Here is a 26,962-nt window from a genome sequence, read left to right as displayed (position 1 = left end):
CTTCGCTACTACAACCATGACAGGCGGCACAGTTCACTGGGAATGATCTCACCCATCGACTTTGAGATCGCCACACGAATCAATCAGCAATCAAGCTAACCGTGTCCACTTTTTCAGGGGAACCCCATACACAAGATGTCCACGCGGCGACCACTGTCAAGGCGTGCCTGCTCTTGGAACCCAGATAAGCCTCGTTTACGGAACTCGTTGATCTGGTCTCTACGCGCCCAGATGAAACTTTGGAGATCCCGCTCGGTCGGGAACAGTTCGCGTTTTGGCGCCAAACCCTCTACGGGCTGATTGGCGTCCAGCATCCGCACGCGGTCCGTCGGCTTAAGGAACGGGTCGGTGAGCGAGGGGAACGTCAGGATTCCCGCGTCTCTGAAGGCTTCTTCGAGCCGGGCCAAGAGCGCCGGAGAACGACGTTGCGCTCCGGCACGCTTCACAATGACCTGGAGTTGGCTATCGGGTGCTTGAGAAAGCGATTCGGGTGGCGCAGGGCGGGCGTCCAGCTTTTTGCGGTAGTAGGCGGCGGCTTTGACGACCTTGTCTTCTGTTGCGACCATGACTGCGATATTGCACTGACAACGCCGAAAAGTCGGGGATTTCGGGGACATGGACACGATTTCCTGAGAGCCTGGGAATCCGTTTGGCGTGAGTGTCAGTGATCGCCAATAGAATTGCAGAATGCACGCTGAGCTCCCAGGGCAAGTCTGCGAAGAGGGCTGCGGGTCAGATTTCGAACCGCTTCCCCAGAAAGTCCTCCAGTTGCCATACGAATTACGCACGGACGTGCCCATCGAGAGCGCAGGCGTCATACGGGTCATCACCAAGCCGATCGGCTGCCGGGCAGGTTTCTGGGAGACCGACGTCGAGCTCTCCCGCTACGCGAATAGCGCACTACAAGGACCGAGCCGACTGGCCGGCTCGGTCACACCGGCAATCTCAGCGGCCGACATGCACACCTATTGGTGTGACTTGGAGACCTTGACGCTGTGTGTACAAGGAGTGAGCTATGCCCTCCACCTCATCGACTTCGACTACATCGAGCGCAAGGAGAAGGAACTTCGCTTGGGCGCCTGGGCCGACAAAGACGATTGAGCCCAGAGCACGCCCGTGAGTAACGGGGCGCTACCCATGCCACCGGCCCACCGTAGCTCTTGCTCCGTTAGTCCAAAATATTCAACCGCCGAGCGAGATCGGGTCCACCGACCTCGCGCAGGAAGTCGGGATCGCCGCAGACGACGAGTTGATCACGGGCTCTGGACAATCCGACGTAGAGCCGTTCGCGGGAGCGCTCGAACGCGGACTCCTCGTTGACGACGAGCACCACCGCGCGACGTTCCAGGCCCTTGAAGCCGAGCACGTGGCCGTAGAACACCTGCTCGGCGTCCCAGAAGCTGTCCCAGTAGGCGGCGCTGCCCGCGGCCTGCCGCTCCCGCTGCTCGGGGTGGCGCGTGCCCGTCGTCAGCAGTGCGACATCCTCAGGCCGCCAACCCTCTTCGAGAAGTAGCTCGACCTCGTCGTCGCCGGCGTTCATCGCAACGGCCGGTGAACACGGCACGTACTTGACCGCCGGACCCTCACCACCGAGGAAGCGCATCGGGTGATCCACCAACGGCTGGAACGCATTGGCGATCTGGCGGGTGTTGCGCAGATTGTGGTCCAGCACGAGGGGCACCAGCGGCACCGGCGGTGAACCGTGCCGATTGAACACCCGCTGACCCTCGTCGGTGAACACGTACAGTCCGCCGGTGTCCTCGTCCTTCAGCGCGGCCAGCAGCGGATCCCACCAGGCGTCGGCGAAGTCCTGGGCCTCGTCGACGACGATCGCGTCGAAGCGGTGGCCGTCGTCGAGTCGCGTTGCGAGCTCCGTCATCTGCGCGGGCAGGTCGTGTTCCCAGAACTGGATGGTCTCGTCGGTGCGCAGGGCTTCGTCCGGGCCCGCCGGGGCACCCCAGCGCTTGCCGAGGTCGTGGAACTCGCCGACGTAGGCGGGTTGTTGGCGCCGGTTCCAGGCGGCGGTGATGCGCTCCAGGTAGGACGCCAGGCCGTGCGAATAGCAGACCAGCGCGACGCGCTGACCGTCGCGGGCCAGCCGTCGGGCCTGCTCCATCGCGAGGAACGTCTTGCCGCTGCCGGCACCGCCGCGGATCTCGACTCGGTGCAGCATCCGGATGGCGTCGAGGATGACCGACTGATGTTCGGTGAGAATATCGGCGGCGTCCTCGTTTTCGAGCGCGCGGGCGACGACGTTGCGTTGCGGCAGACCGCGCCCGCTCAGCGATTCGCTCAGTTGGGCGATGCCGTCGCGGGTCAACAGCGGCCGGTCGAGCTCCTGGGCGTGCAGCACCTCGCGCAGCTTGGCGGCGATGTCGGACAGGTCGGTGCGGTCGATCACCTTCCAGCGCGGACACTCGGGCAGCGCGAAGTCGTCGGGCAGGTCGGTGTTGGGCAGCACCACGATGTGGTCCCAGCGCAGCCGGCCCTGGCTCCACCGGGGGTCGTTCTCGATGAAGCTGCGCAGCGCGTAGCAGGCTTCGCGGGCCTGACGGACCGGGTCGATCTTGTGCACGTGGCCGCGGCGCCGCTGCCGCCAGGTCTGGCCGTCGTGCCAGACCTCGCCGCCTTTGACCTCCAGGCAGACGATGCCGGCGCCCTCGATCGCGACGAAGAAGTCGACCTCGTGGTCTTTGAGGTGGTCGGTGACCCGCTTGCCCGGAATCACCAGATCGCCGGGTTCGAGCTGGTCGATCAGGGCCTGCCACACCTTGCGCTCGGCGCCGTTGGCCAGCCGCGGTGTCTCGGCGGCGGTGATGGTCACAGTTGGCTCCCCCCCGTTCAGGGTGATGGTAGTCAGCCGAGCCGACCTCACGGTGGAGTTTGGCTACCCGGGCATTCCAGGGCGTACTGCCGCACGGTTTCGCTCAGCCGGTAACGCGTCCGGCCGCTGTGGTGGTCACAGATCAGCAGCGACTTGTCGACAAGGGCGCTGACAACATCCTGCGCCGCATCGACGTCGAATCCGTGTGCGTGCCTGGCGAGTTGGCTCAGCAGCGATTTCTCGGAGTCGGCGAGCCGCCGATACGACCAGTCGACGCACGCACGCAGCGTCCTGTGCCGGGGCGCGACCGATCGGCGCCCGGGGTGCGGAACATGCAGGCGGGCAACGACACTCCCGAGAATCTCCATGAGAGTCAGCGTCCCGGCGCGTGCCGCGGCGATCTCGATCGCCAGCGGCAGACCGTCGAGCCGGCGGCAGATCTCCGCCACCGTCACAGCGTCGTCGGGTCGCGGGACGAACGCCGCGTCCGCCCGGCCGGCGCACTCGACGAACAAGGCGGTCGCGTCGTCCGGCGTCATCGGCGGCACGCGGTAGATCTGTTCACCGGCGACCGCCAGCGGCTCGCGGCTGGTGGCCAGCACCGTCACCCCGGGGCAGCCGCTCAACACGGCGCCGACCAGATCCGCACCGGCGTCGAGCAGGTGCTCGCAGTTGTCCACGACCAACAAGAGGTTGCGGTCGCCGATGTACTGTGCCACCCCAGTCTCACCGGCGGCCCCCGGCAGCGCCAGGCTCTGCGCTGCCGTGCGCGGCACCATGGCCGGGTCGGTGACGCCGGCCAGGTCGACGTACCACACGCCGTCGTCGAACCGGTCGCGCACACGGTCGGCGCTTTCGACCGCCAGCCGGGTCTTGCCGGCACCGCCGGGCCCGCACAGGGTGACCAGCCGGCGGCCGGCGACGAGCCGGGAGACGTCCTCCAGTTCGGCAGTGCGACCGACGAATTCGGTCAGGTACGCGGGACGCTGGTGGAACGCGCCGACCGCGCCGCCCCGCAGAGGCGGAAACTCGTTCTGCAGATCCGGATGGCACAGCTGCGCGACGCGTTCGGGCCGGGTCAGCCCGCGCAGCGCATAGCTGCCGACGCCGTTGACCCACGCCTGCGGCGGCAGCACGTCGTCGACCAGGTGCGTTGTCGCCGAGGTCATCAGGATCTGCCCGCCGTGGCCGAGGTCGCGCAGCCGCGCCGCGCGGTTCATCAGCGGTCCCATGTAGTTGCCTTCGTCGCGCAGGTCGGCGGCACCGGTGTGGATGCCGATGCGTAACCGGATGGGCGACAACGCGGCCAGTTGTAGATCGAGCGCGCACGCCACCGCGTCGCCGGCGCGGGCGAACGCGATGACGAAGCTGTCGCCCTCGCCCTGTTGGACCGGGCACACGCCGTTGTTGAGGTAGGCGAGCTCGTCGACGACGCGATCCATGGTCGCCAGCGCGGCCGCCATCCGGTGGGGCTGGGTGTCCCACAGCTGGGTGGAACCTTCGATGTCGGCGAGCAGCAGCGTGACGGTTCCGGTGGGCAGGCAGCGGTTCCGGTCGCCGGTCCACGACGATTCCGGGCGCGAACCTCGCCGCTGTTCTGCAGGCGTCAGGGCTGACATGCGATCTCCACCGGATTGAGAAGTCGTTCACCGCATCGGGCGATGCTTCTCATCCTGCTGCCGACGCCGCGGGTGTTCGACGGTGCATGCAACACATTTCGTGGTGGTGTGCGCACCACCGGCCGTCACGATGCGTCGACGGTCGCGGTGATGCGGGTGCCGTGCCCGGGCGCGGTGTCGATGGCGAGGTTTCCGCCGATGGCCGACAAACGGTCGGTCATGTTGGTCAGCCCTGCGCCGGCGGTCCCCGGCCGGAAACCGCGGCCGGTGTCACTGATCTGCAGCGTCAACAGCCCGCCGTCGGCGCGGCCGGTGATGTGGACGGTGGTGCCGGGCCCGCCGTGCTTGGCGGCGTTCTGCAAGGCCTCGCTGCAGCAGTAGTACAGGGCCGCTTCGGTTGTCGGCGGATAGCGGCCAAGTCCGTCAAGGTCGAGGTGCACCGGGACGACCGCCCGGGCGGCCAGCGCGGTCAGCGCCTGGCCCAGGCCTCCGCTGACGAGCAGTGGCGGGTAGATGCCGTGGGCCAGGTGGCGGATCTCGGCGATGGCGCTGTCCACCAGTCCGGACGCTTCGGCGAGCAGTTCGGCGCGCTTGTCGCCGTCGGCGTTGCGGGCCAGGCCGATCAGCACGGACAGCGCGACGAGGTGCTGCTGGGCGCCGTCGTGCAGATCGCGTTCGAGGCGGCGCCGTTCTTCGTCGGCGGCGGTGATCAGACGGGTGCGGGAGGCGGCCAGTTCGGTGGCGCGTTCGGCGAGTTGGGCTTCCGAGGTCCGCAGCGCGGCAGCGTTGTTCCACACGATGACCATCAGGTGCAGGGCGTTGACCGGCACCGCGATGAGGACGAACGCCGTCGCCATCCACTGCGGGGCTTGTTCGACATGGTCGGTGAACGGGGTGAACACCGCGATGGCGGCCGCGGCGAGTACACACGCGGCGGCGATCACCGTGAACGCCAGCCCGCGCCGCAGGCTGATGTACGGTTCGGCGAAGACGACGGGCACCAGCGCGAGCAGCGCCATCGCCGGCAGCAGCGGCGGCGACACGAACGTCACGCCCAGCACGGCGAGCCAGTTGCCGATGCACACCAGGGTGATGGACTGCTCGAACATGTTGCGGCGGGCCAGGTTCAGCGCGACCGCGAGCACGGTGCACTGGAAGCAGGCGACGGCGACGAAGCCGAGCATCCACGGCGATCGGAAGATCCAGAAGTACTCCCACAGCGGCACCGCGATGCCGGCCCCGAGCCACAGTCCGAAGTGGCCGGACAGGAACACCTCGAAGCGTTCGGAGCGGAAGCGGTGGATCAGGTCGTGGCCGAACCAGGACGACGAACGGAACGCCGCTGTGAGAAGGAGTTTCGGGATCCGCCAGTCAGGGACGGATCCCGGTGCAGGCGGTGATCTCAGCTTGCCGTTCGCCATATGTCGGTCAGCACCTCGGGACACAGGCGTTGTTTGTGCAGATAGGTGGTGGCGCCGCAGTCGGTGGCCGTGGCCGGGAGTTCGTCGGCGTCATAGGTGGACATCAGGACGACGATCATGTGCGGATGCCGGGCGCGCAGCTGCCGGGCGGCCTCGATGCCGCCGATGCCGGGCATGTGGATGTCCATCAGGACGAGGTCGGCGTCGGCGTCGCTCAGGCGTTCCAGGGCGGACTCCCCCGTGGCGCTCTGACCGGCGAGCACGAAGCCGTCGGTGGCCTCCAGCGTCGCTGCGCTGGCCATCCGGAAGCTGGCTTGGTCGTCGACGACCCACACCCGGACCTGCTGGTGCACCACCGTCCCATCGTGGTCCCCGCGGCACGGCCGCACCAGGGTGTACACACCACTGTTCACGCCGTGCCGCCGTGGTCGAGGAACATCAGCACGGCTTTGACGCGCCGGTCCACGGAGTCGTCGACCGTGAGCTCCAGCTTGGCGAAGATCGAGTTGATGTGTTTCTCGACGGCGCGTTGGGAGAGCACGAGCCGCTGCGCGACGGTGCGGTTGCTGAAGCCGGTCGCCAGTTCACCGAGCACCTCGCGCTCGCGGGCGGTCAGACGGCTCAGCGCGGCGGCCTGCCGGGGCTGGGCGAGCAGTGCTTCGACGACCAGCGGGTCGAGGACGGTGCCGCCGGCGGCGACCTGGCGGACGGCGTCGCCGAGTTCGTCGAAGTGCGCGACCCTTTCCTTGAGCAAGTAACCGCGGCCGGCCGATCCGCCGTCCAGCAACGCCGAGGCGTAGGTCTGATCAACGTACTGGGACAACACGATCACCCCGACGGCCGGGTGCGCGGTGCGGATCCACCGGGCGAGCCGGATCCCCTCGTCGGTGGATGTCGGAGGCATGCGCACATCGGTGACCAGCAGCGTCGGTCGATGGGTCGCGACCAGTTCGGCGGCCGAATCGTAGTCCTCGGCGACGCCGACCACGGTGGTGTCGGGGCTGGCCGACAACGCGCGGGCAACGCTGTCGCGCACCAGCAGGCAATCCTCGGCGACGACGATCGTGATCTGCTCACTCACCCGGGCAGCCCCCTTCCCCGCCGCCGGTCCCCCACCGCGCCGCGACTACCAGGTGATTATCCGCTGATGGGAAGCCATTTGTGCCGGGTAACGCGGTTTGGGGCCGGCGTTGAGACTGCGCTGACGGCGCCACATGTCGACTGCGGCCCGCCGTCACCGCAGTCTCAATGGCGCAGCGGACCGCGCGTTGAGACTGCGATCGCATACCGTGGTCGCGTGGCAGCACAGCTCGACCCCACCGAAGCCCTCTCGAGAATCCTGATCGAGCACGGCCCCCTGCACGAGGACGCCATCGCGCAACACCTGCGCGAGATGGGCGTCGCGGAGCCGGAGGATGTCCTGCCGCAGTTGCTGAACGAAATCGGCTGTCCCGCCGTGCCATTGCTCGACGACAGCTGGGTGTGGCTGCCCGCGTTGCTCGCCGGTCGGATATTCACGCACCGGGTCACAGCCGAGGAGCTGAACCACGACATCCTGATCGTCACCCCAGACCTCGGCGCGATCACCACCCTGTGCGAATTCGAACCGTACGCGCGTCTGACCGACGGCTCACCGGTCAGCGTCGCGTTACCGGCGTTCGACGAGCATGTGCTCGACGAGCGAGGCGTTCCGCCGGACATGGTCGACGACGGCGGAGCGCTGGTCTTGGCACCGGGCACCCTGCGCGGCCTGGGCGGCGTCGCCGGTGACCTGATCGGCCTCCGGCTGACGCCCCAGGGGCTCACCCTGACGCCGGTCACCGCGGACCCGGCGCCGGCCGTCGGCGCCGCGTTGGCGGCGACGCTGAACCCTGACGAGCCGGTCAACTTCGACTTGGCGGTGTGGACGGCCTGTGTGGCGGATTCGACGCTGTTCACCGATCTCGCACCGCCGCTGTCGGAGATCGCCGACGACCACGGCCTGGTGGTCCGCGGAGACCTGCTGGCCCCTGCGGATTTCGACTTCGACCGTTGGCGCTTCGAGCTGGATTGCGAAGTGTGGAGCAAGCGGTATGACCTCGACGAAGACGAGGCGCTCGCCGTGCGCACGCTGGTGGCGGTCTACGAGCATATGTCGCAGTTGATCACGACGTTCCCTGCAGACGGCGACTGGGCTGACGAGGTCGACGACGCGCCGGCGCCCACCGCCGACGGGTACCGGGAGCTGGTCGCCGACTTCGGCGCCGAACTCGCCGATCCGCGACTGGCCGAGGTGCTGGTGGCCGAGACACTGGGCCGGAATCCGGACGGTGCCGCGGCGCTGGGGTTGTTCGCCGAGACGCTGGAGTCCCAGGTGCCGCGCCGCGCGCGGGTGGCGCTCCGCTGGCTGCGGGCGGTGGCACTGGAGCACATCGGCGACATCGAGGCAGCCGAGCGGGAGCTGCTGGCCGCCGAGTCGATGGACACCGACTGGCCGTTGTCGTTGTACGACCTGGCCCGGATCGCGTCCGACCGCGGTGACGTCGAGCGCGGGTTGGCGTTGCTTCGCCGCGCGGGCGCCGGTCCCGACGATCCGCTGATGGCATTGCTGAGCAGCCATCAGGCCGAGGCGCGGCCCGACCTGGGCCGCAACGAGCCGTGCTGGTGCGGGTCGGGCCGCAAGTACAAGAAGTGCCATCTCGGCAAGGAGCAGCTGTCCCTGCCCGAGCGGGTGGGTTGGCTGTACGCCAAGGCCGCCCAGCACGCGCTGATGAGCGGATGGCGCAACCTGCTCTTCGACCTGAGCGATGAGCGCAACCAGTATCACGATGTTGACGACGAGACAGCCGACCCGTTCTTGATCGATGCGGTGCTGTTCGAGGGCGGCGCGTTCGAGGACTTCCTGGCCATCCGCGGACCGCTGCTGCCCGAGGATGAGCGGTTGTTGGCCGAGCAATGGCTGCTGGTCGCGCGGTCGCTGTTCGAGGTCGAGCAGGTGCGCCCCGGCCACGGGGTCACGGTGCGTGACGTCCGCACCGGCGACGTCCACGAGGTGCGGGAGCGCACGGCCAGCCGTCAACTCAAGCCGGGGCAGCTGATCTGCACCCGGGTGCTGCCCTGCGGCGACGACACCGCGCGGTTCTTCGGCGGGCTGGAACCCGTTGCGCTGCATCAACGCGACCCGCTGATCGCGCTGCTCGACGAGGGTCCCGGCCCGCTGGAACTCGTCGAGTTTCTGAGCCGCAGGTTCGCCCCGCCGACGCTGACCAACACCGAGGGTGACCCGCTGATGATCTGCCAGGCGATCGTCCAGGTCGGCGACGCCGCGGCAATCGCGTCCGCGCTGGACGACACCTACGACCGGGTCGAGGATGCCGAGCCGCCTCAGTGGTTCGAGCACGTCACCACACACGGCATGGAGCGCATCCGCGCGACGTTGGTGCTCGACGGGGAGACGCTGCGGGTGGAAACCAACAGCGAGCAACGGATGGACCGGGTGCTGGCGGCGGTGGAGCGGCTCGACCCGGCAATGCGCATTCTCGACGACACCCGCGAACGCGTGGACGACCCCCGCAAAATGGCCGCGCAGATGCCGGCGACGGCTGAGGGCGCGGTCCACCCGGACGACCCGCAGGTGGCCGCCGTGCTCGACGCGATGATCCTGGACTACGAGGCCAAGTGGCTCGACGAACCGATCCCGGCGCTCGACGGGCACACCCCACGCCAGGCAGCCGATGATCCGACCCGGCGGCCGGACCTGGTCCGGCTTCTCGACAGCTTCCCCGCCGACGCGGGCCGCCACGCGATGAGCCCGGCCCGGCTTCGGGCGGCGTTGGGATTGCAGTAAGACCGGCAGGGTTCCCGTTCCGCCTGCTGCGGTCAGACAGATTTGTCAGACCTGCTCAATACAGTGCCGTCACCGCTATCCACCCGGAGAGGAGACGGAGATGGCACCGAAGCCCATGGCCACGGCACGCCCGATCGACATCGCGCCGGCGCGGCCGCGTCCGATGCTGTCGGTCGCGATCGCGCTCGCTCGGCGCGGTGAGTCGCGGTACCGATACTCGGCGCGCTCGGACGAGCGTCGCTGGACCGGGACCGTGGACGCCGAGTCGGTCGACACCGCGGTGCTCGACGTCATCCGTCGCATCCGCGAGGCCTGCGACGTGAAGCGCATCCGGTTCCTGGTGCAGCTGCCGCCGCGCAGCATGCTGTGGGCGCTGCGCGATGAGATCGCGTTGCTGATGCCCGGGGTGTGGATCGAGCGGCCGCGACTCTCGGACGAGACGCTGGTGCGGCAGGCGTGCGCGGGGCTGCGGGACGTCGCGCCGGCGGGCCCGGTGTGGGTCGCCACCGACGGTTCGGTGCGGGGCAAGATCACCGGCTACGGGTGGCTCGCGTCCACCGGTGAGTACGGGTTGCAGGGCTTCCGGCACTCGACGAAGTTGATCGGTCCGAAGGTGGTGTTGGTCGCGGAACTGCGCGCGATCGGGGCGGCGGTGCAGAAGCTACGCGGCCGCGATATCACGGTGCTCAGCGACAGCCGTCTCGCGGTGGCCATGGTGCAGCGATGGATGGCCGGCGACGATGTGCTGCCGGAGGGTTACGCCGTCTACCGGGAAAGCGGGAAGACGCCGGGGTTGGTTCGCGCGCAACAGATGATCTACGAGGAGCGGGACCGGATCACCCCGGTGTGGGTGAAGGGGCACCGCGGCGAGCCGCTCAACGAGGGCGCCGATGCGCTGGCCCGGTTGGCGTCGCGATATGCGTTGGGCGACAGCGGCCTTGGCGGGCCCGAGTATCACCGCCGCGCGCAGGACCTGGCCGAGACGTTCTCGCAGGAGTTCAACCGCGAGCGGACGGCGTGACGTACCGAGTGCTGCGTGAATTCTGACCGCCCTACGCGCGCGACTACTCCACGTAGTGCGCGCGGCGAAAGCGTTTCAGGTACGCCGGCCAGTCCCAGGTTGTGAGGAAATCGGTAGCCGCTGAATAGCCCTTGTCGTAGAGGTTGTCGGCCTCGGCGCGGGTGATGCCGAAGTCGAGGACGCCGACGTCGGTCGAGTCCACCTGGATGGCACGTACCTTGACCCACGGTTGGTTGAGATAGGCCTGGTCGTGGCCGACCAGCATGGTGGTGAGCAGACTTTCCAGGAACGTCGGCCTGTCCCACGGCAGCCGCAGGCCGGGAATGAGTTGTTCGGCGGTCGGGGCGGGCAGATAGGGCACCACCGTCACCCCGAACGTCGGCCAGCGGGGCTCCCCACCGTCGAGGCGGTCGAACGAGTCGATCGGAAAGTTCGACAGCACCCCGCCGTCGACCAGCGTGCAGCGTTGGCCGGCAGCGTCTTTCAGCGTGACCGGCCGGAACACGAACGGTATCGACATCGAGGCCCGGACCGCGTCGGCGACGGACTGCTCGTCGGGGTCGAGCCCGTAGAGGCGTTCGTAGTCCCACGGCAGCCGTACCAGCTGGCCGTTGGTCAGGTCTGCCACGGTGACCACCAGCCGGAACCGACGCTCCGGCAACAGGTTGCCGTCGTCGATCGCCAGGTCACCGAATGTGCTGACGCCCAGATTCTTCAGCTCACCGCGGATCCATTGGTGCGCGTAGTCGCCGCGGTAGATGCCGGTCCCCCGCACCAAACCCCAGGCGGTGCCGATCAGCGGGATGCCCTCGATGGGGCCGCGATCGCTGAACTTGCGGTAGGGCACGTTCACCGCGAGGTCACGCAGCTGGTCGGCGGTCATCCCACCGGCCTGGGTCGCCGCGGCCACCACCGCACCGACCAGCGAGCCCGCCGAAGTCCCCGAGATGCGCTGGAGCGCATAGCCGGCGTCGCGCAGCGCGCCGACCGCCCCAACCAACCCGATCCCCTTGACTCCGCCGCCGGACAGCACGAGATCCGCACGATGCGGATTCCGATTCGCAGTCACGACTCCAGACTGACACGCGCTGCGTTCAGACCGCAGCCACTACGACGAGAATCGGGTGGCGGTGCATGTGCGAAGAGTAGAAAAGAGGGGTGTCGCAGTCACACGGCAGAGATCCTGCATTGCCGGCGGTGTTCTTCGGGCACGGCAGCCCGATGAACGCCCTCGAGGTCAACCGTTACACCGCGGCGTGGAGAACTTTCGGGCGCGCGGTGCCGCCGCCGCGCGCTATCTTGGTGATCAGCGCGCACTGGTACATCAACGCCACCGCGATCACCGCAATGGCCCAGCCGCGGACGATCCACGACTTCTACGGATTCCCCCGCGAGCTCTTCGAGGTACAGTACCCGGCCCCCGGATTGCCGGACCTCGCCGAGGAAGTAGCTGAGGTGGTGCATCCGACGTGGGTGGGCGCCGACGTCGACAGCTGGGGGATCGACCACGGCACCTGGTCTGTGCTCGTGCACGCGTTCCCGGACGCGTCCATTCCAGTGGTCCAGCTTTCGATCAACGCTGACAAACCGCTGGAGTATCACTTCGAGCTCGGCGCCAAGTTGGCTGTGCTGCGCGAGCGTGGGGTGCTGATCATCGGCAGCGGCAACGTCGTGCACAACCTGCGGGCGATGGACTGGAACCTCGCCGACAACGGGTATGACTGGGCGCAGAGGTTCGATGCCGATGCCACACAGCTGCTGTTGTCGAAGCCCGCCGAGGCTGTCCGGCTCAGGGAGCACCCCGATTTCGGTTCTGCCGTGCCCACACCGGATCACTTCATCCCGCTGCTGTATCTCGCCGGTCTGGCTTGTGACGCGGCTCGCGGGCAGGACACCGTCGATGTGCTTGTCGACGGTTGCACGTACGGATCCATGTCGATGACGGCTTACACCCTTGGTATGACGGGTGTCCAGCCTGCTGGTGAAAATACCGAGGCGGCGTCACCGGCACCGCACGTTCCCGCCGACGCATCCAATATCTGAGGCGAAGGCAAACGTGCCCGCCGCGTGATGCTGCTGTCGGCCAAGGTGTAGAGGCGAGCGCAAGAGAACCCTTGTCCGGCAGTGCGTCACAGCCACACCACTTCGGGATCCGGTCATAGCGGACGGCCTCGGACGCAAAGAACTCCTCGAGCAGTGTCTCGGTCGCCTCGTGATCCCAATCGGGTGACTGATAGACGTCACCGCCGTCGGGCGGCCGACCGACCAACCACTGCACCAACGGCCGGCAATCGGGCCATGTCGCCGTGTCCTGATAGACGAACTTTCGCCTCAACCCGTACTCGATCCAGGCCCGCGCATCGGCAAGGCTCATGCCGGCAACCGTCACGTCAAGATCGGACAGTTCGTCCAGGGCGTCGTCGATCGTCACGGCAGACAAGGCAGCATCGGCGATCTCGGAGTCGTCGAGGTGATCGATCAATACCGCGCACGTCGCTTCCTGCCCGTCGCGGAACCGGGCGCCGATCAGAATCTGGTCGAAGTCTCCGAGCACGTGCGTGAGGCGCACGGCGCGATGCACATCGACGTCCCGCGGATCGTCAGCCCCCGCACACCACCTTGGGAATGGGGTCGTAACGCACGGTGTGGGATTCGGTGCGGGTCTCGCCCGTGGCGATGTCGCGCAGGGTGCGGGTGTCGGTGATGGTGAATCCCGGTGCGCCGCTGCTGGCGCTGCAGGACTCGCCCTCCGGGATGGTGATCGTCTGCGGGCTCGTCGGTGCTGAGCGCGGACTCTGCGCCGACGTCACCTCGTAGCGTTTGATCCCCACCAACTGGACGGTGATCGCCGACGACGTCCACGTGGTCTGGATCTGCACCGGGGTCGGTCCGTCGTTGCGGAACTTGACGTCGATGTCGTCGCCGGAGACGGTGGCCTCTCGACCCGCCGGATAGCGGCTGATGTAGTAGCTGTGCTCCTGGTGCTCGACGAGTTCCATGCCCGCGAAGTACGCGGCGTTGAACAGCGTGGTGGCCACCTGGGAGACGCCGCCGCCGACGCCGCGGTCCGGTCGGCCATGCAGGATGATGCCGGCCTCCACGTAACCGTTGGCGGCGTTGCGCGGGTTGGTGGCGCCGTTGAGGCTGAATGTCTCTCCCGGCGCGACGACGACGCCGTCGATGACACCCGCCGCGCGTTTGATGTTCACGCCGGAGTCACCGGCGAAGCCGGAGGTCTGGAACTCGCCGATCACCTCGACGGGGCCGAGCGCCTCGATGTCCGCGGTGGTGAACGTCGCCGGCTCGTCCACGTAGACGGCCGCGATCTCGCGGTCACCGGTGCCGGTCAGCAGGTCCATCAGGTCGGCGAGGGTCGCGTCGTAGTCGATGCGACGGCCGTCCTGCGACGGCACTTTCGCCGCAGGAGACACGGCGAAGTCGATGGTCGCGTCGCGTCGCGGGATCTCCGTAACGGCCAGTTGGGGCCGGGCCGCGTCGGCGATGACGGCCTCGTCGACGGTGGCCACGATCTCACCGGCGTCGGCGCTGAAGGTCAACGCCGCCGCGATGACGTCCTCGGGAACGACGGCACGCGCGCCGTGATCGCCGGTGATGACCAGCGACCCGGACACCGCCGGGACGGCGATGTCGGTGACGGCTGCCTCGACGTCGGACGGCGTTGTGTGGGGCGGCAATTCGACGATGGGCAGATCGACGGTGTTGCCGCTCGCCCAGTCGCGCTTGAGCAGTTCGGTGGCGCCGTCGACGTCGAGACGGCGGCCGGCTTGCGGATAGACCGCGACGGGTTCGTGACCCTCGAAGCGCACGGTGCCCTCGACCGGATCCTGGACGACGCGGGCGCCCAGTTCCTCGACGGCTGCGGTGAGGGCGGTGTCGTCGGCGGTGGAGACGACGCCGATCTCGCGCGTGGTGAACAGCGACGACAGGCGGGTGATCGGGTTCAGCGGCTGGGCGCCGGCCAAGGCCACGGTAGCGCGCCAGTCGACGGTCAGACCGGCCGACGCCGGGTCGATGTCGCTGCGCACCGGGGCGGCGGTGACCGGGATCGGGCGGGTTGCGCGCGGGGTGACCTCGGCGCGCAGGCGGGCCTCGGCGTCGGTCCGGGTCAGACCGCCGATGTCGACTCCCGCAGCGGTCGTCCCTCGCGGCACGCGGTCTTTGCTGTACAGCAGATCACCGAGGTAGGCGGCGACCAGCAGCGCAAACGGAGCGGCGATGAGGGCCAGCAGTAGCTGTCGACGGCGGGATCTCGGGGGTTTCGCTGGTGCGGTCGCGGCGATGACCTGTGGTTGCGCTCTGTCGGCCCGCATAGCTTGTCGATCCTCAACTCCTCGCTCGCGCTACTCTCGCCAATGTCGGCACGCAGCACACTGCTGCCAGCCTAGCGATTCGACACCGCCCGTGCCGTCCCACACCGCGGTCACGGGCGCTACCGGGGCATCCTCGGCGGTGCGCCATCGTTTGCTGACGACTCATGGCCCCCGGACATGTCAGACGTCGCTTCTATCGTGATGGCTCCATGATCCGGCCTGGGGAGGAGACGGAGTTGGCACCGAGCGGGCGCTATTCAGAGCCGCGTGACGGCTCGGTGTTCTGCGCCATCCTGGTGCTTGTCCTCGCGGTCGGGTTCGTCATCAAATACATCTGGTGGTTCGTCGGCGGTGCGGTGCTCGTGGGGTGTTCGCCGGAATCTATTGGATCGCGCAGAAGGTGGAGGAGCAACGCCGGTTGGAAGCCGACGAGGCGGCCGAGCGGGAGTTCGAGATGACCCGTCGCGCCGAGCGGCAGAAGCGGTGGTCGCTGATCGGCGACAAGCGGGCCATCTACGGCGAGGAGGGTGCCGCGGCGATGCGCAAGGTCACCGACGAACCGATCGACGCCGAAATCGCAGCCGCACAGGATGATTCACCGGTGGCACAGCTGGCGACCACACCGGCCGAGCTGGACGCGCTGGCGCGGGATAAGCCGAAAGCGTAGGAGCAGACACTGTTCGTATCGATCCTGGTGCAGCGCACTGCTCCGCTGCAGTCACGGTTACGTGACAGCGAGCTGGGTTTCACCGCGCCGAGTTCGACCGTCGCGCTGTCGCCGGGGCATCTGGCGTCGACGGTGGTGAATCTGATCGACGAGATGATCACCACGGCCAAGCAGCTGCACGGGTTCATGGCGGTGCCGGCGTTCATGGCGGCGTTCACGGGCAAGGGCGATCAGTGGGCGGATCCGGAGGCGATCAAGCATATTGCATCGCACGATGGATTACCTGGAACGGCTCTTGGAGCTCTCGGAACGTTGCCGAGCGCTGCCGGTGCGATCCGAGCACGTTGATATCGTCGCCGACTGCGCGCTGATGCTCGAGGATCCGTTGGCGAGCTTTGGGAAGTTCATCTTGAGGAGCGCTGATGTGTAGAGATCCTTGGCGGCTGCCGGCCAAGTACCCTTCGACTTGACACAGGTTACGAGAACGATGTCAGCTGCAGCATCTTGGCTCATGCAACCGCAACCGTCGACGCCTGGTACACCTCGGTCGGCATCGGCTTGTGTAGCCGCCACGTGATCGCTATCGGCTTTTCGCCCTCGTGCGAGACGTAGTCCGCGGGCCCGAGGAACACGTACGGCGCGGCCCCTAAGGCGTTCTCCTTCACTTCACGGACGAAAAGCAGGATGTGTGAACCTCGTTCGCGATGGTGGATGTATCGCTGTCCGGTAGGTGATGATGACGACGTGGTCGATTGTGATTCCCAGTGGAACAGATTGTGGTTAAGTGCGAAGTCGCGGTACATCGTCGTCGGTGAGTAGTCACGCTCCGACTTCTTTAGGGTAATGAGCAAGGCGTCAGCGTTGACAGCGTCGCAGCGGGCCACACCTTCCCTCATCGTGTTAGGTGTGCGTTCCATGGACGCATAGTCCAGAGCGGACAGGATTTCCTCGCGGGAATAGCTCGCATGCACTTCGAGCGGCACGTCGGCGAGGTCAGGAAGCAGGCCGCCCAGCTCGTACGTGGTACGCCTGGCACTGTCGAATGCGGTGTCGATGACCTGGCGCATCTCTTCTGCGACGGCCTCGCTTTCAACAGCCTTGAGTCCGTCTGCGACGCTGTCGAACCCGCCAGCGTTAGGGAACAGCGAGTAGAAGAGCATCCTGGCCAGTCGCTGTTCAGTTGGGCTGTCTACGGACAGGGCGCCGTTCAGGAGTGCCCGGTATGCCGTTGAGCGCCGAACGTCGTCCACATGCGCGAGCACGCGAACCCGCTTAACGAGATCCGCCTCGCGGCCACCTGGTTCTGCGTTGAGCTTGCCCGCATCGCGACACAGGGTCGTCCATGACCGATTCTTTTTCAGCACGTCCTCGAGGCCGCGGCCCGATTCATCGAGGTACGACGCTAGTGATTTGTTCGGATGCGCACGCACCTCGGACACCAGCGTTGCCCAGCGCGGCGCCACCTGCTGTTTGATGTTTTCCAAGACCAGGTCGCGAGCTACTGGGTCGAGGACAATCTGGCTGCCAGACGGCAGGAACGGGCATCCCTCTTCAACCTGGTGTTGCAACGCCTTCCCCGCCACGCCGCTCATCGCCCGGAATCGTTGATCGAACCGGAACTCGCGCCGCTGATGTCCGACGAAGTCCAACGCCGTTAGGACGGTTTTCCCCTGAGTCAGCCGGAGGCCACGGCCCAACTGCTGGAGAAACACGGTTGCGCTCTCTGTGGGGCGCAGGAACAGCACCGTGTCCACGTCCGGAATGTCGAGCCCCTCATTGAATAAGTCGACGGCGAAAATGATGTTGATGTCCCGGTTACGCAGGGCGTGTAGCGCGTTGCGGCGATCGGTTGCCGGGGTGTCGGCCGACACCGCGACGGCGGGGATGCCTGCCTCGTTAAACCGGTGAGCCATGTACCGGGCGTGCTCGACGCTGACACAGAAGCCCAAGGCCCGCATAACGGCGACATCGGCCACCTTAACGTTGAGTTCCTTGAGCACAATTCGGGTGCGAGCGTCGTTGCCGGTGTAGATGCTGCTCAGTGCATTGAGGTCGTAGCCTCCACGCCGCCACTGGACGGATTCAAGGTCGGTACCGTCGTGGATGCCGAAATAGTGGAACGGGCACAACAGGTTCTGCTCCAGCGCTTCCCACAATCGGAGTTCAGCGGCGACGCGGCCACCGAAAAACTCGCGGACGTCTATGCCATCGGCGCGCTCGGGAGTGGCGGTCAGACCCAACAGCTCGACGGGCTGTACATGATCGAGTAGACGCCGGTATGACGCCGCCTCAGCGTGATGGAACTCGTCGATCACGACAACGTCGAAATGACCCGGCGCGATGGCAGAAAGCCTGCTCTGCGAGAGGGACTGAATGCTTGCGAACACGTGCCGCCACTTTGTCGGTTCCTGCCCGTCAACCAGCAGCTCGCCGAATGTGGCGTCGGTCAAGACCTCGCGATACATCCGCTGTGACTGGAGCAGGATCTCCTTGCGGTGAGCGACGAAGAGCAGAGAGAGATCCCGGCCGTGTACGTCACGCGCGAGCTGGCGATAATCGAGAGCAGCGATGACCGTCTTACCGGTCCCGGTCGCGGCGACCATGAGGTTTCGGTGCCGATCGTGGATGGTCCTCTCAGCATCGAGCTGTTCGAGCATCTCGGCCTGATACGCCTTCGGGCGAACCTCCAGGCCGGACAGCGTAATGGCGAGCGGGTCACGGGCGCGCCGTCCCGATGCCGTGTCGAGGGCAGCCCGTAGGCGGTCGGCGTCCTGAGCCGGGCGATAGGGTTCGAATTCCCGGTTCTCCCAGTAGGAGTCGAAGGTCGCGCGAAACTTCTCCAGTAGGTGCGGCGTTGACATCGCCGACAGGCGCACGTTCCACTCGAGGCCGTCGACGAGGGCGGCATGGGACAAATTGCTGGAACCGACGTAGGCGGTATGAAAACCGGTGTTGCGCCGGAGCAACCACGCTTTGGCGTGCAGGCGGGTGCGGTCGGTTTCGTAGTTTACGCGGACTTCGGCGCCGAACTCGTTCACAAGGCGATCGAGCGCGCGGGCGTCGGTGGCGCCCAGATAGGTGGTCGTGATGACGCGGAGCGGGACGCCGCGCAGGCGCAGCTCGGCAAGCTGATCTTCCAACAGCCGCAGGCCGTGCCACTTCACGAACGCACAGAGCAGGTCAACATGGTCGGCGCTCGCGAACTCGGCTCGCAACTCGGCCGCCAGTGTCGGCTCATTGCGAGAGTTGGTCATCAGGGCGGCGTCGGAGAATGGAGTAGCCGGCCGAGGCAAGCGGCTACGGCCCAGCGCTGTGGCGCTCGCGACCTCATCGAGTCGATGAATCTTGCCCGGCTCAAGTACTTCCAAAGCCTCCCCGGTAGAGAACGTATCGGGTAGGACGTCGAGAATCCGTCGCGCAAGGTCAACGCGCTGGCCGGCGCCGCCCGCCGCGCGTAGCGACCGTTCGATTAACGGCGAAAGGTGCCTTGCGATCGCGAGGGCCTGCTCTGCGTCATCAACGGTGCCGTACTCGGCGCGCACATCGTCGCGTTGCTTGAGCTGATCGGCGAGCCGCTCAGTCGCTAGTGATTCGTAAGCCCCCAACTCCATGTCGTGGAGGTTAACCGACGCAGCCGACAGTCTTGACGTCCCGCGCGGGACGGTTAGCACCGGAAGCCTCCGGCCACCCCCTGATGGCAGCGCATCGCTACTGATCTGCGGGCCTGACTGGATCAATCGTCGGCACACGGCGATGAGAAAACTGTTGACAATCCTACGTTTAAGTTATCGGTTCGTTGGTTCCGCTGAGCGATTAGTCGATAGTCGAGTATTCGAGTTCGGCTGTTGCGGTGAAAGTTTGGCTGCACCGATGAATGACACAAAGCGGAGCGTCAAGCGGTGCTGCCGAATTTCCTGATCGCCAACCGATTTGGTGCGCAATCCAGCGTCGCACAGGACAGCCAGCTCACGGTGGATGGTGTCGTGGATAGGGTGACAGATCGGCCGAATCTCTCGACCTCGGTTCGATATTGCTCATATCTCGACCCATCCCTTGTTGAACGTATGCCGCGCCGTGGTCAGAATTCGCGTACCGCTCAATCGGCGACTGTTGGGTGAGAGAGCTCGACTAGCTCGCCCTTGATCGCCCACCCTAGACCTACGGGTTCAGCGGTGAGCACCTCACCGGCAACGCACAGATGGTCCGCGGGATCCCATTTGACGCCTGCCTGGTAGGGGGCGACGAGCCGCGGCACGACGCCGAGCACGGCCCGGCGTTGATCGAGTAGATGTGCCTCGATCTCTGCGGCATCCGCCGGAAGGTCTCTGGCGAGTCGCGCCACGACATCAGGTAGGACGCCTGTGTCGGTGTGGGCTTGGAACGCGCACGTCACGCCATCGATGACTCCCTTCACCAAGTTGCCCAGGACCGGCTGATGTCCGTGCGGCGGCCGGACCTGCACTTTGACGGCAAACGGGGTCTTGGGCAGGTCGGCTGGCTCAATAATCTCGACCTGCCCGCGGGCTAGCGCCAGCCAAACCTGTGCGAGTTTCTTCTCGCCGACGAACGTACCCAGGTCCGTCCAGTCGAACGACGCGAGGGTTCGCCCCTGCCGCCAATGAGCGAAGCCGCCCACTCGTGGCGCGAGGGCGTAGCGGTAGCAGAACGGATAATCGGCACCATTGGGAGCCGGCGGTACCCCGACACCGTGTTCGAAGCGGATCCCGTTGCGACCGGCGACTCTAAAGGAGTCGATGTAGTAGAGCAGAACATTCTCGATGTCAGCATTGGAATGCTTGGCGCCGAAGAACGTAGCGTGCAGGAGCTGCTCCGCCGACGGTTCTAGCTGTCGGCAGCGAGCGCGGATGTCATCCCGTAACTGCTCTTGCCATGGCGGTCGACGCTCGAAACGGATGTAGTCATCGGCCCACGCCTCGACTAACGCGCTGTCGCCCGGTCCGTGGATCTCCCAGCGCCCCTCGGGCAGAGGAGGTGCGAGGGCCAGCATGGACGGACTGATCGATTCCTCGACCGTATTGTTGGACAACTCTTCGTGCTCGACCTGGCTGTCCGCGATGAACCGCGCGTCCACGCGGGCCGACAACTTGATGTCGTTGGGCACCAGTTCGGCGTCGAACGTCTCGTCTGAACCTCGGGCGCGAACGGAGCCGACGACGTCATCTCCCATGGCCTGGAAGTTCGCGCCGAGCATTCCCGCATCGGCGATGGAGATGGGACGGACTTTCCCCAGACCGAGTGCGTCAGCATATTGCTGTGCGCGCGATGTCGCGTCCTGGACGGCACGCGTGCGGGCCTCGACTATCAACTGCTCTCGGCGTTTGTCAGTGAGGGCCCACCTCACGCGCTGGAGACGGAAACCCTCAAAGTTGGCTGTCTGCTCACCCACCCACCTAGAGAGCGCACCGAAGTCACGGAACTTCACCTCCATAGCGACGGTGGCATGATGCACCAACGGGAGTTGCTTTCCGTCTTGATTCCACGGCCGGTCAGACCAGGTGCGTAATTGCTCAGCCGCCCACCAAGTAACTGCCCCACCCTGTTTCAGGGCGGTCGCAGACGCCTTCGCTTGCTCGAATTCCCTCGCCACTCGTCGATACACCGGCTCCATGTCGGGGCCCTCGTAGCCGATGACGACATACACTGTACCCCGCTCAGGTGGATGGAAAGCGGAGAACGAACCGCGAACGGTGATTTCGGTAGTCATCGGGAACACACTAGCGACGGGGTCTGACATTGCGTGTTCGATTGATGCTACTCACCCAAGCACGAACAACGTCGTGAAATCCAGACCTGCGAGCCGCCGTCGGCCCCGAGAGCATCTTCACCAGCAACGCTTCGATGCCGAGGCTCGGTTCGGCGTGTTGCCCTCTATCTGCGCATGATCCAGTTCCGAACCCGCTCGACAACACTCGGGGAATGCTTCGGTACGCGCTGTCGCGACGGGTGGTCGCCTTGTTGCGGCCATTCCTCATCGCTGAAGTAGCCCTGCCCCCAATCAAATTCGTCAGGCTCACAGTCCAGCAGATGGACCAGCTTTTCGAGCATCGCTTGATAGACGTCGATGCCTCGGCCCGACTTCGACGTGAACAACAGTCGGCGTGCTCCGAGATGTTTCGCCTCCCGCTTCGTCTGCGCGAGGACGACCCGCCAAGGCAGGCGAGAACCGCAGTCGTGGCGCACGACGAACGTGGCATGCTCGCCCTTACACGGACTTATGGCCACCGCGTCCTCGCCGGAGCGGTTCGGCCGTGAGAGGGACAGCACCACGTAGAGGTTGTCGTTTCCACTGGACGGAAACGCTCCTCGATGGATTTTGCAGGTGGCGTCCGAAAACACTTCTTCGAGGCGCTTCAGGACCTTCAGTCTTCCGAGATCGATCTCGCGCCCGCGGTAACTTCCAGCGCCGCGCAATTCTCCGATGAACGAGTTGACAAGCTCGCCAGGCGGAAGAATTTCGAAGGGCAGATCTCCGTCGGCCGTGGTATCGCTTGTCAGAGTCCGATCGAGCTCATCGAGGAAGTCAAATCGCCCCTCGCTCAAGGCGCGCAGGTCTGCTTGTCCATTGTCGTAACGCTCGCCGAGTCCAGAGTCGTCACCGGTGAACAGGTCCTCGAACAGGCCCAGCATCCGGTCCAGGTTCTCGGTCGCGGCAACGACGTGGGTTGGCTGACCACGTCGAGACACCGCGGGCGGTGGGGCCAGTTGTTGGACCTTGTCGAGAAGTTGTTCCCAGTAGTCTTGATCGCCGAATGCCAAGACAGCGGCACGGCGCAGGAACGTCAGGCTGGCTCGGGCTCTTCGCAGTGCATCATCGGGGGACCACCACATCGCGTCGAGATCGACTTTGTCGAATTCCGCTTCGATTGCGCGCTCGACGATGCCTGGGGACCCGTCGAGAAACTGTCCATGCGCGCCTACGAGGTGAGACAACAACGCCTTGTCATCTCTGACGATCGTTCCGAGTATCCGCAGGCAGCCTCTGACGGTCTCGTCGAAGGTACTACCGGGTCGTGAAATCGCCTCCTCGTATCGCCAACTGAGATAGCCGCTGCACTCGCTGTGGCCGTCCACATCGAAGACCTCGAGACAATCCGCCACGTCGTCCACATCGAGGTCTTGCGGGCTCGCATCGACGAACATTTGGGCTATCTCATAGTGATCCGCTCCGTCGTCTTCCTCCCCAGTATCGATGATGCCTTCATCGACCACGCTGTCTTCGTAGTCGTCCGCGTCACTGTCAAAGAAGGCAACTAATTGGCGGAGACACTCATCGCGCGAGCCATCGAACCCGAGGCGGATAAACCAGTCGTAGAAGTGGCCATCGTCTGCGGGACGCGAACTTTCGTCGAACCTCCGCACTCCGAGGCCGTACTCTTCAATCGCATCGACGAGCCGCTCCGCGGCTTCTTCTGAAGCGTCGAAGACCAGATAGTGGCCAAATCGATTGGACTCGAGGTACCAGTCCTCGATCCCCAGGTGCTGCTCGTCGCTGCCACTCGGCGCCTCCACCTCCATGTAGGGAGTCTGCGCGCCGGCTTTGACGAACCCCAGGCATTCGTCCTTCTCCACCGGCTCGTCCTGCAGTTGAATGAAGTCGCCGCGATAGAGCGGGTAGACCATGCCGTTGTAAACGACACCGGCGAGTCGGTTAGGCATTAGGCGGATGGGACGGGCTGTCACGCTGGCTACGAAGCTGTCACCGTCGTAGACGTCAGCGTCAACCTTCTTGGTGGCCATTACGCCCCCGAGGCGACGGATGCGGGCGTCGTCGGCATGTGCGCGGGTTCAGCGGAGGTTATTGCTGCCGCCAACTCATCGGCTTGCTGCAGCAGCGCCGCCGGTTCCAGTCCGAGATCGAGAGCATGGCAGTGGATGGTGACGCCGGCGCGCTGTACCGAGTGTGTGGTGACCGGTTCGTTGCCCTTGGCGTAGATGAGGTGTCCGTCGCTGATTCCGAGGACCGTGCAGTACGCCAGCATCTGGTACAGGTCGGCGTTGGGAAAACCTTCGGGCCTTTCGGCTTTGTACTTTGCGTCGACGACCGCTGTCGTGCTGGCGCGGCGGCATAGTAGGTCCGGGCGCATGTCGATCTGTCGTGCGCTGTCGAGGTGTAGCGCAGCTTGTATCTCGCTACGCCAGCCGCGCATATTCATGGCGTCGCTCAGGGCCGTGGTGACGAAGTCTTCGAAAATCCGCCACATATCGAACGCATACCCCGTGACGGTGACCTCGCCCAGGTGATGCTCGAATGATTCTGCAGCCAAAACGATCTCGGCGAGCCGAAGCGCTTGCCCGTAGCGGGCATTGAGGCGGCTTGCATGCCATGTCGGGATCGACGAGCCGCGTGTCGGCACAGACACGTCGGCCAGTGTTCGACGCAGCCGCTGAAGGAGGCGTCGCGCCGGCTCACTCACTCGCGGCACCGTCAACAATCTCATCGTGGCCATCGCGAGCAGTTGGTTCTCGGCGATGTCGACGGTGAAGTCGTCGTACTCGACGGCGATCGGCACGGGCAGGCCGTAGAGCCGACTCATCTGCTCGCCCGCGAGAATCCGCCCGCGAAGTACGGGCAGTGTGTCGGAGATGGTGCGGTAACCCTGAAGCAGTCCCTGTTCGACGGCGTGGGTGGCGATCCGTGCGAAAGCCTCCGCCACGCCCGGCAGCAGTTCATCGGCGCCCGCCAGCCCGATCGGTTCGTCACGCCAGATCCTCGGATTCTGGGCATAGCCAAGTAAGAACAGCAGGCGGTTCAGATCGGTGATTTTGGGCCGCACGATCAGATGGCGCTCCCCGATAGCGATGGCGCCGACTTTGCGGCCCGCGACGATGTCGTACACGCCCGCGGTCAGTGTCGGCGTGACGCCGACGATGCCCAACTCTGTCAAAGCGCGAAACTCCGCGCCGGTCAGCGACACAGAGAGCGGAGGGCCGCCCTCAGTGAGAATCAGTGCTGGTGGGGCCATTGTTACCTGGTTCGGTGTCTGCGGCCACGCCTTCGTCACCTGTGGTCGCAGCTACCTTGGCCGCGAGGCTCTTGGTAAGCGCATCCAGGCCGTAGCGGCTGTTGACGTCGATGTTGCGGTCGCCGAAGTGGTGCTCTTCGAGCAGCGGCAGAATGTCGGTGCGCCACATCAGTTTCAGGGCAGCGCCGGTCGGGTCGTTGGCGATCTTGTCGCGCATGAAGTAGGACGGCCCAACCTTGAAGTCCGAATCGGTGATTCGGCTGTTGAGTTCGTCGTGCAGGTCGGCAAGCATCGACGGATAGCCCTTCGCGGCGAGCCATTTACGAAGGATGCCGTTGGTGGGCTCTTCGGACGGATGCAACGGGAGAAACGCAAACCTGCGGCGCAACGCCGCATCGACGAGCGCGATGGAGCGGTCGGCGGTGTTCATCGTGCCGATCACGAAGATGTTCTTCGGCAGCGAGAACGGTTCTGAACTGTCCGATGAGTACATCAGATCGATGGCGTGGTCGCGGTATTCCAGCAGGAAGTACAGCTCGCCGAAGATCTTCGGCAGGTTGCCGCGGTTGATTTCGTCGATGATCAGGACGTACACCGGATCCGGATTCTCGGCGGCCTTGTCGACCAGTCGCCGTAGCGGCCCCGCCTTCAGTGTGAACCCGATCTGCCCGCCGCCGGCCTCGCCCTGCGGACGGAACCCTTCGAAAAAGTCTTCGTAGGAGTAGGCGGGATGGAACTGCACCAGTTTGACGTTCGGCTTGTCGGTGATGTGGAGTGCGAGTTCCTGTGCGATGTAGGTCTTTCCGGTGCCGGGCGGGCCGTAAAAGATGAGTTGGCGGCGGTCGCGGAGCAGGTTAACGCAGTCCTGAAGCCAGTCGATCCCCACGTGAAGCCGCTTCGCGAGATCGGTTGTGGCATCGGGCAGGTGCACGTCACCAGACTTCGCCGTCCGTAGTCGACGCTCGGCGAGTGCCAGCAGCGTTTGTAAGTGTTGACTCAGGTCCACGACCTCGCCCTGGGCGTTGAGGCGCGCTGCGACGTCGCTGGGTAGATCCGACAACGGGCATGGATGCTCGTACCACTTCACCGAGCGGCGGAGGTTGGACCGCCCGTCGCTGCTCGGTACGAAATCGGCGTCGCCGGTGATCGTGCCGAAATGGACATCGCCTTGGCTGATCGTGACGACCAGATCCCCAGGATGCATCCGCTTCAAGAATGCATAGAACTCGTCGAACTTCTCTTGCTTGGCTGCGTACCCCGATGACAGGTAATCCTCTTCGACGTATGCCTTGAGCTCGTCTCGAGTCACATCGGCATCGACCGGGCGAAGGAGGCTTGCGGCGAGTGAGATCGACTGCTTGGTGCGCCAGATCGGCACCATGTCTTGACCTTTGACGTTGGACCCGTACACCTTCCACGCGTGTTGAACCTGATCGGTCGGTTCAGGTTCGGCTGGTGTTGACCGCTTCTGCCAACGGTCGATCCACGGTTCGCGGTAGAAGTTGACCGGTTCGCCCTCTGCTTCTACGACGGCTTCGTAGACCCGGTTGAGGTCGACATCGAGATCGCCGGAGGGCTCGTCCAGGTAGTCGTCGGCGAATGCGTCGCGAATCGCCTTGCGGTGCTCAACATTGACAACGGGCAGATAGAAACTTGGAAACGCCAGATACAACAATGATTGTCGCTGCGCTGATTGGCCCGTCGGCACGGCGTTGACCTTGTCACGGAAGACCAGTGGGTCCGCCAGCGCAGCCATCAGTCGCTGTTTGGGGAGTGATTTGAAGTGACGCGCCATCTCAATTAGCCATGCGATCTGCGCCCAGCGATAGTTCGTGAACGCTTGTCCGCCGTTGAAGACACCGCCGGCGAGGAGGACCGCCTCGACGTCACGTGGTATCGCCGCCGGGGTAGCGGCCAAGTTGAGCACGTCTTGGACCTGTTTGAGTTTGCGTGGTCCGCCGACATTCTTGATTGGGAGCACGTTGAGGATTAGCAACTCGGCGAACAGTTGGACACCGCCTGGAGACGTGCCGGCCAGTTGTTGTTTCAGCTTCACGAAGAATCCAGGTGGCCCCATTTCAGGGCGGTCGACGTAGTCGCGTGTGAGTTCGTCCAAATGATCGATGGTCCAGATGGGCTCACCGGGTGTCAGCAGCGAGTCATCTTTGCCCAGGCCGGACTCGATGAGTCGACGGCCGATCTTCTCGACTTTGGCTGCCGGCTCGCTACCGAACGTCCCGACCTCTACCTCGCTCATGTGCCTTCCCCT

The 26,962-nt window shown here is 65.3% G+C and carries 19 protein-coding genes; 6 read left to right on the top strand and 13 right to left on the bottom strand.

What is annotated here, in order from left to right; genetic code table 11:
• Positions 1–113 precede the first annotated feature (113 nt).
• Positions 114–566: a hypothetical protein gene (locus tag ASJ79_RS32910; protein ID WP_156448682.1), complete on the bottom strand. Its 453-nt coding sequence runs from the start codon at positions 564–566 to the stop codon at positions 114–116.
• Between the two features lie 121 nt (positions 567–687).
• Here ASJ79_RS32910 and ASJ79_RS28545 point away from each other — a divergent pair, with 121 nt between their 5' ends.
• Positions 688–1,101, top strand: coding sequence for a hypothetical protein (locus ASJ79_RS28545; RefSeq protein ID WP_067962655.1), 414 nt, complete (start codon positions 688–690; stop codon positions 1,099–1,101).
• A 67-nt stretch (positions 1,102–1,168) separates the two neighbouring features.
• On the opposite strand, the gene ASJ79_RS28540 is transcribed toward ASJ79_RS28545, so the two are convergent.
• From ASJ79_RS28540 to ASJ79_RS28520, 5 genes are all read right to left on the bottom strand, one after another.
• Entirely contained in the window at positions 1,169–2,824 is a 1,656-nt protein-coding gene (locus ASJ79_RS28540; protein WP_067962651.1) for an NERD domain-containing protein/DEAD/DEAH box helicase, read from the bottom strand.
• 47 nt (positions 2,825–2,871) lie between these two features.
• Positions 2,872–4,443, bottom strand: a complete 1,572-nt coding sequence (locus ASJ79_RS28535; RefSeq protein ID WP_067962649.1) for an adenylate/guanylate cyclase domain-containing protein — start codon at positions 4,441–4,443, stop codon at positions 2,872–2,874.
• A 125-nt stretch (positions 4,444–4,568) separates the two neighbouring features.
• The gene (locus tag ASJ79_RS28530) at positions 4,569–5,864 is read right to left on the bottom strand and encodes a sensor histidine kinase (RefSeq protein ID WP_067962646.1); all 1,296 of its coding nucleotides are present in this window, start codon (positions 5,862–5,864) and stop codon (positions 4,569–4,571) included.
• Positions 5,846–6,277 carry a response regulator transcription factor gene (locus ASJ79_RS28525; RefSeq protein WP_082754122.1) on the bottom strand — a complete coding sequence of 144 codons (432 nt, stop codon included), beginning with the start codon at positions 6,275–6,277 and terminating at the stop codon, positions 5,846–5,848. Before ASJ79_RS28525 ends, ASJ79_RS28530 begins: the two co-directional genes overlap by 19 nt.
• The gene (locus tag ASJ79_RS28520; protein WP_067962643.1) at positions 6,274–6,945 is read right to left on the bottom strand and encodes a response regulator transcription factor; all 672 of its coding nucleotides are present in this window, start codon (positions 6,943–6,945) and stop codon (positions 6,274–6,276) included. Before ASJ79_RS28520 ends, ASJ79_RS28525 begins: the two co-directional genes overlap by 4 nt.
• Positions 6,946–7,161: 216 nt before the next feature.
• Here ASJ79_RS28520 and ASJ79_RS28515 point away from each other — a divergent pair, with 216 nt between their 5' ends.
• Together ASJ79_RS28515 and ASJ79_RS28510 are read left to right on the top strand one after the other, a co-directional pair.
• Complete coding sequence (locus ASJ79_RS28515) at positions 7,162–9,690, top strand: SEC-C domain-containing protein (protein ID WP_067962640.1); 2,529 nt, start codon at positions 7,162–7,164, stop codon at positions 9,688–9,690.
• A gap of 100 nt (positions 9,691–9,790) precedes the next feature.
• Positions 9,791–10,711 carry a ribonuclease HI gene (locus ASJ79_RS28510; RefSeq protein ID WP_067962636.1) on the top strand — a complete coding sequence of 307 codons (921 nt, stop codon included), beginning with the start codon at positions 9,791–9,793 and terminating at the stop codon, positions 10,709–10,711.
• A 43-nt stretch (positions 10,712–10,754) separates the two neighbouring features.
• Here ASJ79_RS28510 and ASJ79_RS28505 read toward each other — a convergent pair whose 3' ends face one another.
• Positions 10,755–11,780, bottom strand: coding sequence for a patatin-like phospholipase family protein (locus tag ASJ79_RS28505; RefSeq protein ID WP_067962633.1), 1,026 nt, complete (start codon positions 11,778–11,780; stop codon positions 10,755–10,757).
• Between the two features lie 119 nt (positions 11,781–11,899).
• On the opposite strand from ASJ79_RS28505, the gene ygiD reads away from it, so the two are divergent.
• Positions 11,900–12,754 (top strand): 4,5-DOPA dioxygenase extradiol, encoded by an 855-nt coding sequence (ygiD, locus tag ASJ79_RS28500; RefSeq protein ID WP_067962629.1) that lies wholly within the window; start codon positions 11,900–11,902, stop codon positions 12,752–12,754.
• Positions 12,755–13,311: 557 nt separating this feature from the next.
• Here the strand turns inward: ygiD and ASJ79_RS28495 are convergent.
• Positions 13,312–15,042 carry a VanW family protein gene (locus ASJ79_RS28495; RefSeq protein WP_067962626.1) on the bottom strand — a complete coding sequence of 577 codons (1,731 nt, stop codon included), beginning with the start codon at positions 15,040–15,042 and terminating at the stop codon, positions 13,312–13,314.
• A gap of 367 nt (positions 15,043–15,409) precedes the next feature.
• On the opposite strand from ASJ79_RS28495, the gene ASJ79_RS34610 reads away from it, so the two are divergent.
• Together ASJ79_RS34610 and ASJ79_RS34605 are read left to right on the top strand one after the other, a co-directional pair.
• The gene (locus ASJ79_RS34610) at positions 15,410–15,709 is read left to right on the top strand and encodes a hypothetical protein (RefSeq protein ID WP_067962624.1); all 300 of its coding nucleotides are present in this window, start codon (positions 15,410–15,412) and stop codon (positions 15,707–15,709) included.
• Between the two features lie 27 nt (positions 15,710–15,736).
• Complete coding sequence (locus tag ASJ79_RS34605) at positions 15,737–16,057, top strand: hypothetical protein (RefSeq protein WP_067962619.1); 321 nt, start codon at positions 15,737–15,739, stop codon at positions 16,055–16,057.
• Between the two features lie 161 nt (positions 16,058–16,218).
• Here the strand turns inward: ASJ79_RS34605 and ASJ79_RS28480 are convergent, their stop codons facing one another.
• From ASJ79_RS28480 to ASJ79_RS28460, 5 genes are all read right to left on the bottom strand, one after another.
• Positions 16,219–19,320, bottom strand: a complete 3,102-nt coding sequence (locus tag ASJ79_RS28480; protein ID WP_067962616.1) for a DUF3427 domain-containing protein — start codon at positions 19,318–19,320, stop codon at positions 16,219–16,221.
• A 485-nt stretch (positions 19,321–19,805) separates the two neighbouring features.
• A complete protein-coding gene (locus tag ASJ79_RS31750; protein WP_082754123.1) occupies positions 19,806–21,434 on the bottom strand; it encodes an SIMPL domain-containing protein in 1,629 nt (542 codons plus the stop codon).
• A gap of 164 nt (positions 21,435–21,598) precedes the next feature.
• The gene (locus ASJ79_RS28470) at positions 21,599–23,467 is read right to left on the bottom strand and encodes a hypothetical protein (protein ID WP_067962613.1); all 1,869 of its coding nucleotides are present in this window, start codon (positions 23,465–23,467) and stop codon (positions 21,599–21,601) included.
• Entirely contained in the window at positions 23,467–24,645 is a 1,179-nt protein-coding gene (locus tag ASJ79_RS28465) for an McrC family protein (protein WP_231751078.1), read from the bottom strand. Before ASJ79_RS28465 ends, ASJ79_RS28470 begins: the two co-directional genes overlap by 1 nt.
• A 19-nt stretch (positions 24,646–24,664) precedes the next feature.
• Positions 24,665–26,950 (bottom strand): McrB family protein, encoded by a 2,286-nt coding sequence (locus tag ASJ79_RS28460; protein WP_067962608.1) that lies wholly within the window; start codon positions 26,948–26,950, stop codon positions 24,665–24,667.
• Positions 26,951–26,962: the final 12 nt, after the last annotated feature.

This window comes from Mycobacterium sp. NAZ190054 (assembly GCF_001545925.1).
Classification (GTDB): domain Bacteria; phylum Actinomycetota; class Actinomycetes; order Mycobacteriales; family Mycobacteriaceae; genus Mycobacterium.
Note: the sequence above shows the minus strand (reverse complement) of the source record. Positions and strands in the feature narration are given on the sequence as shown.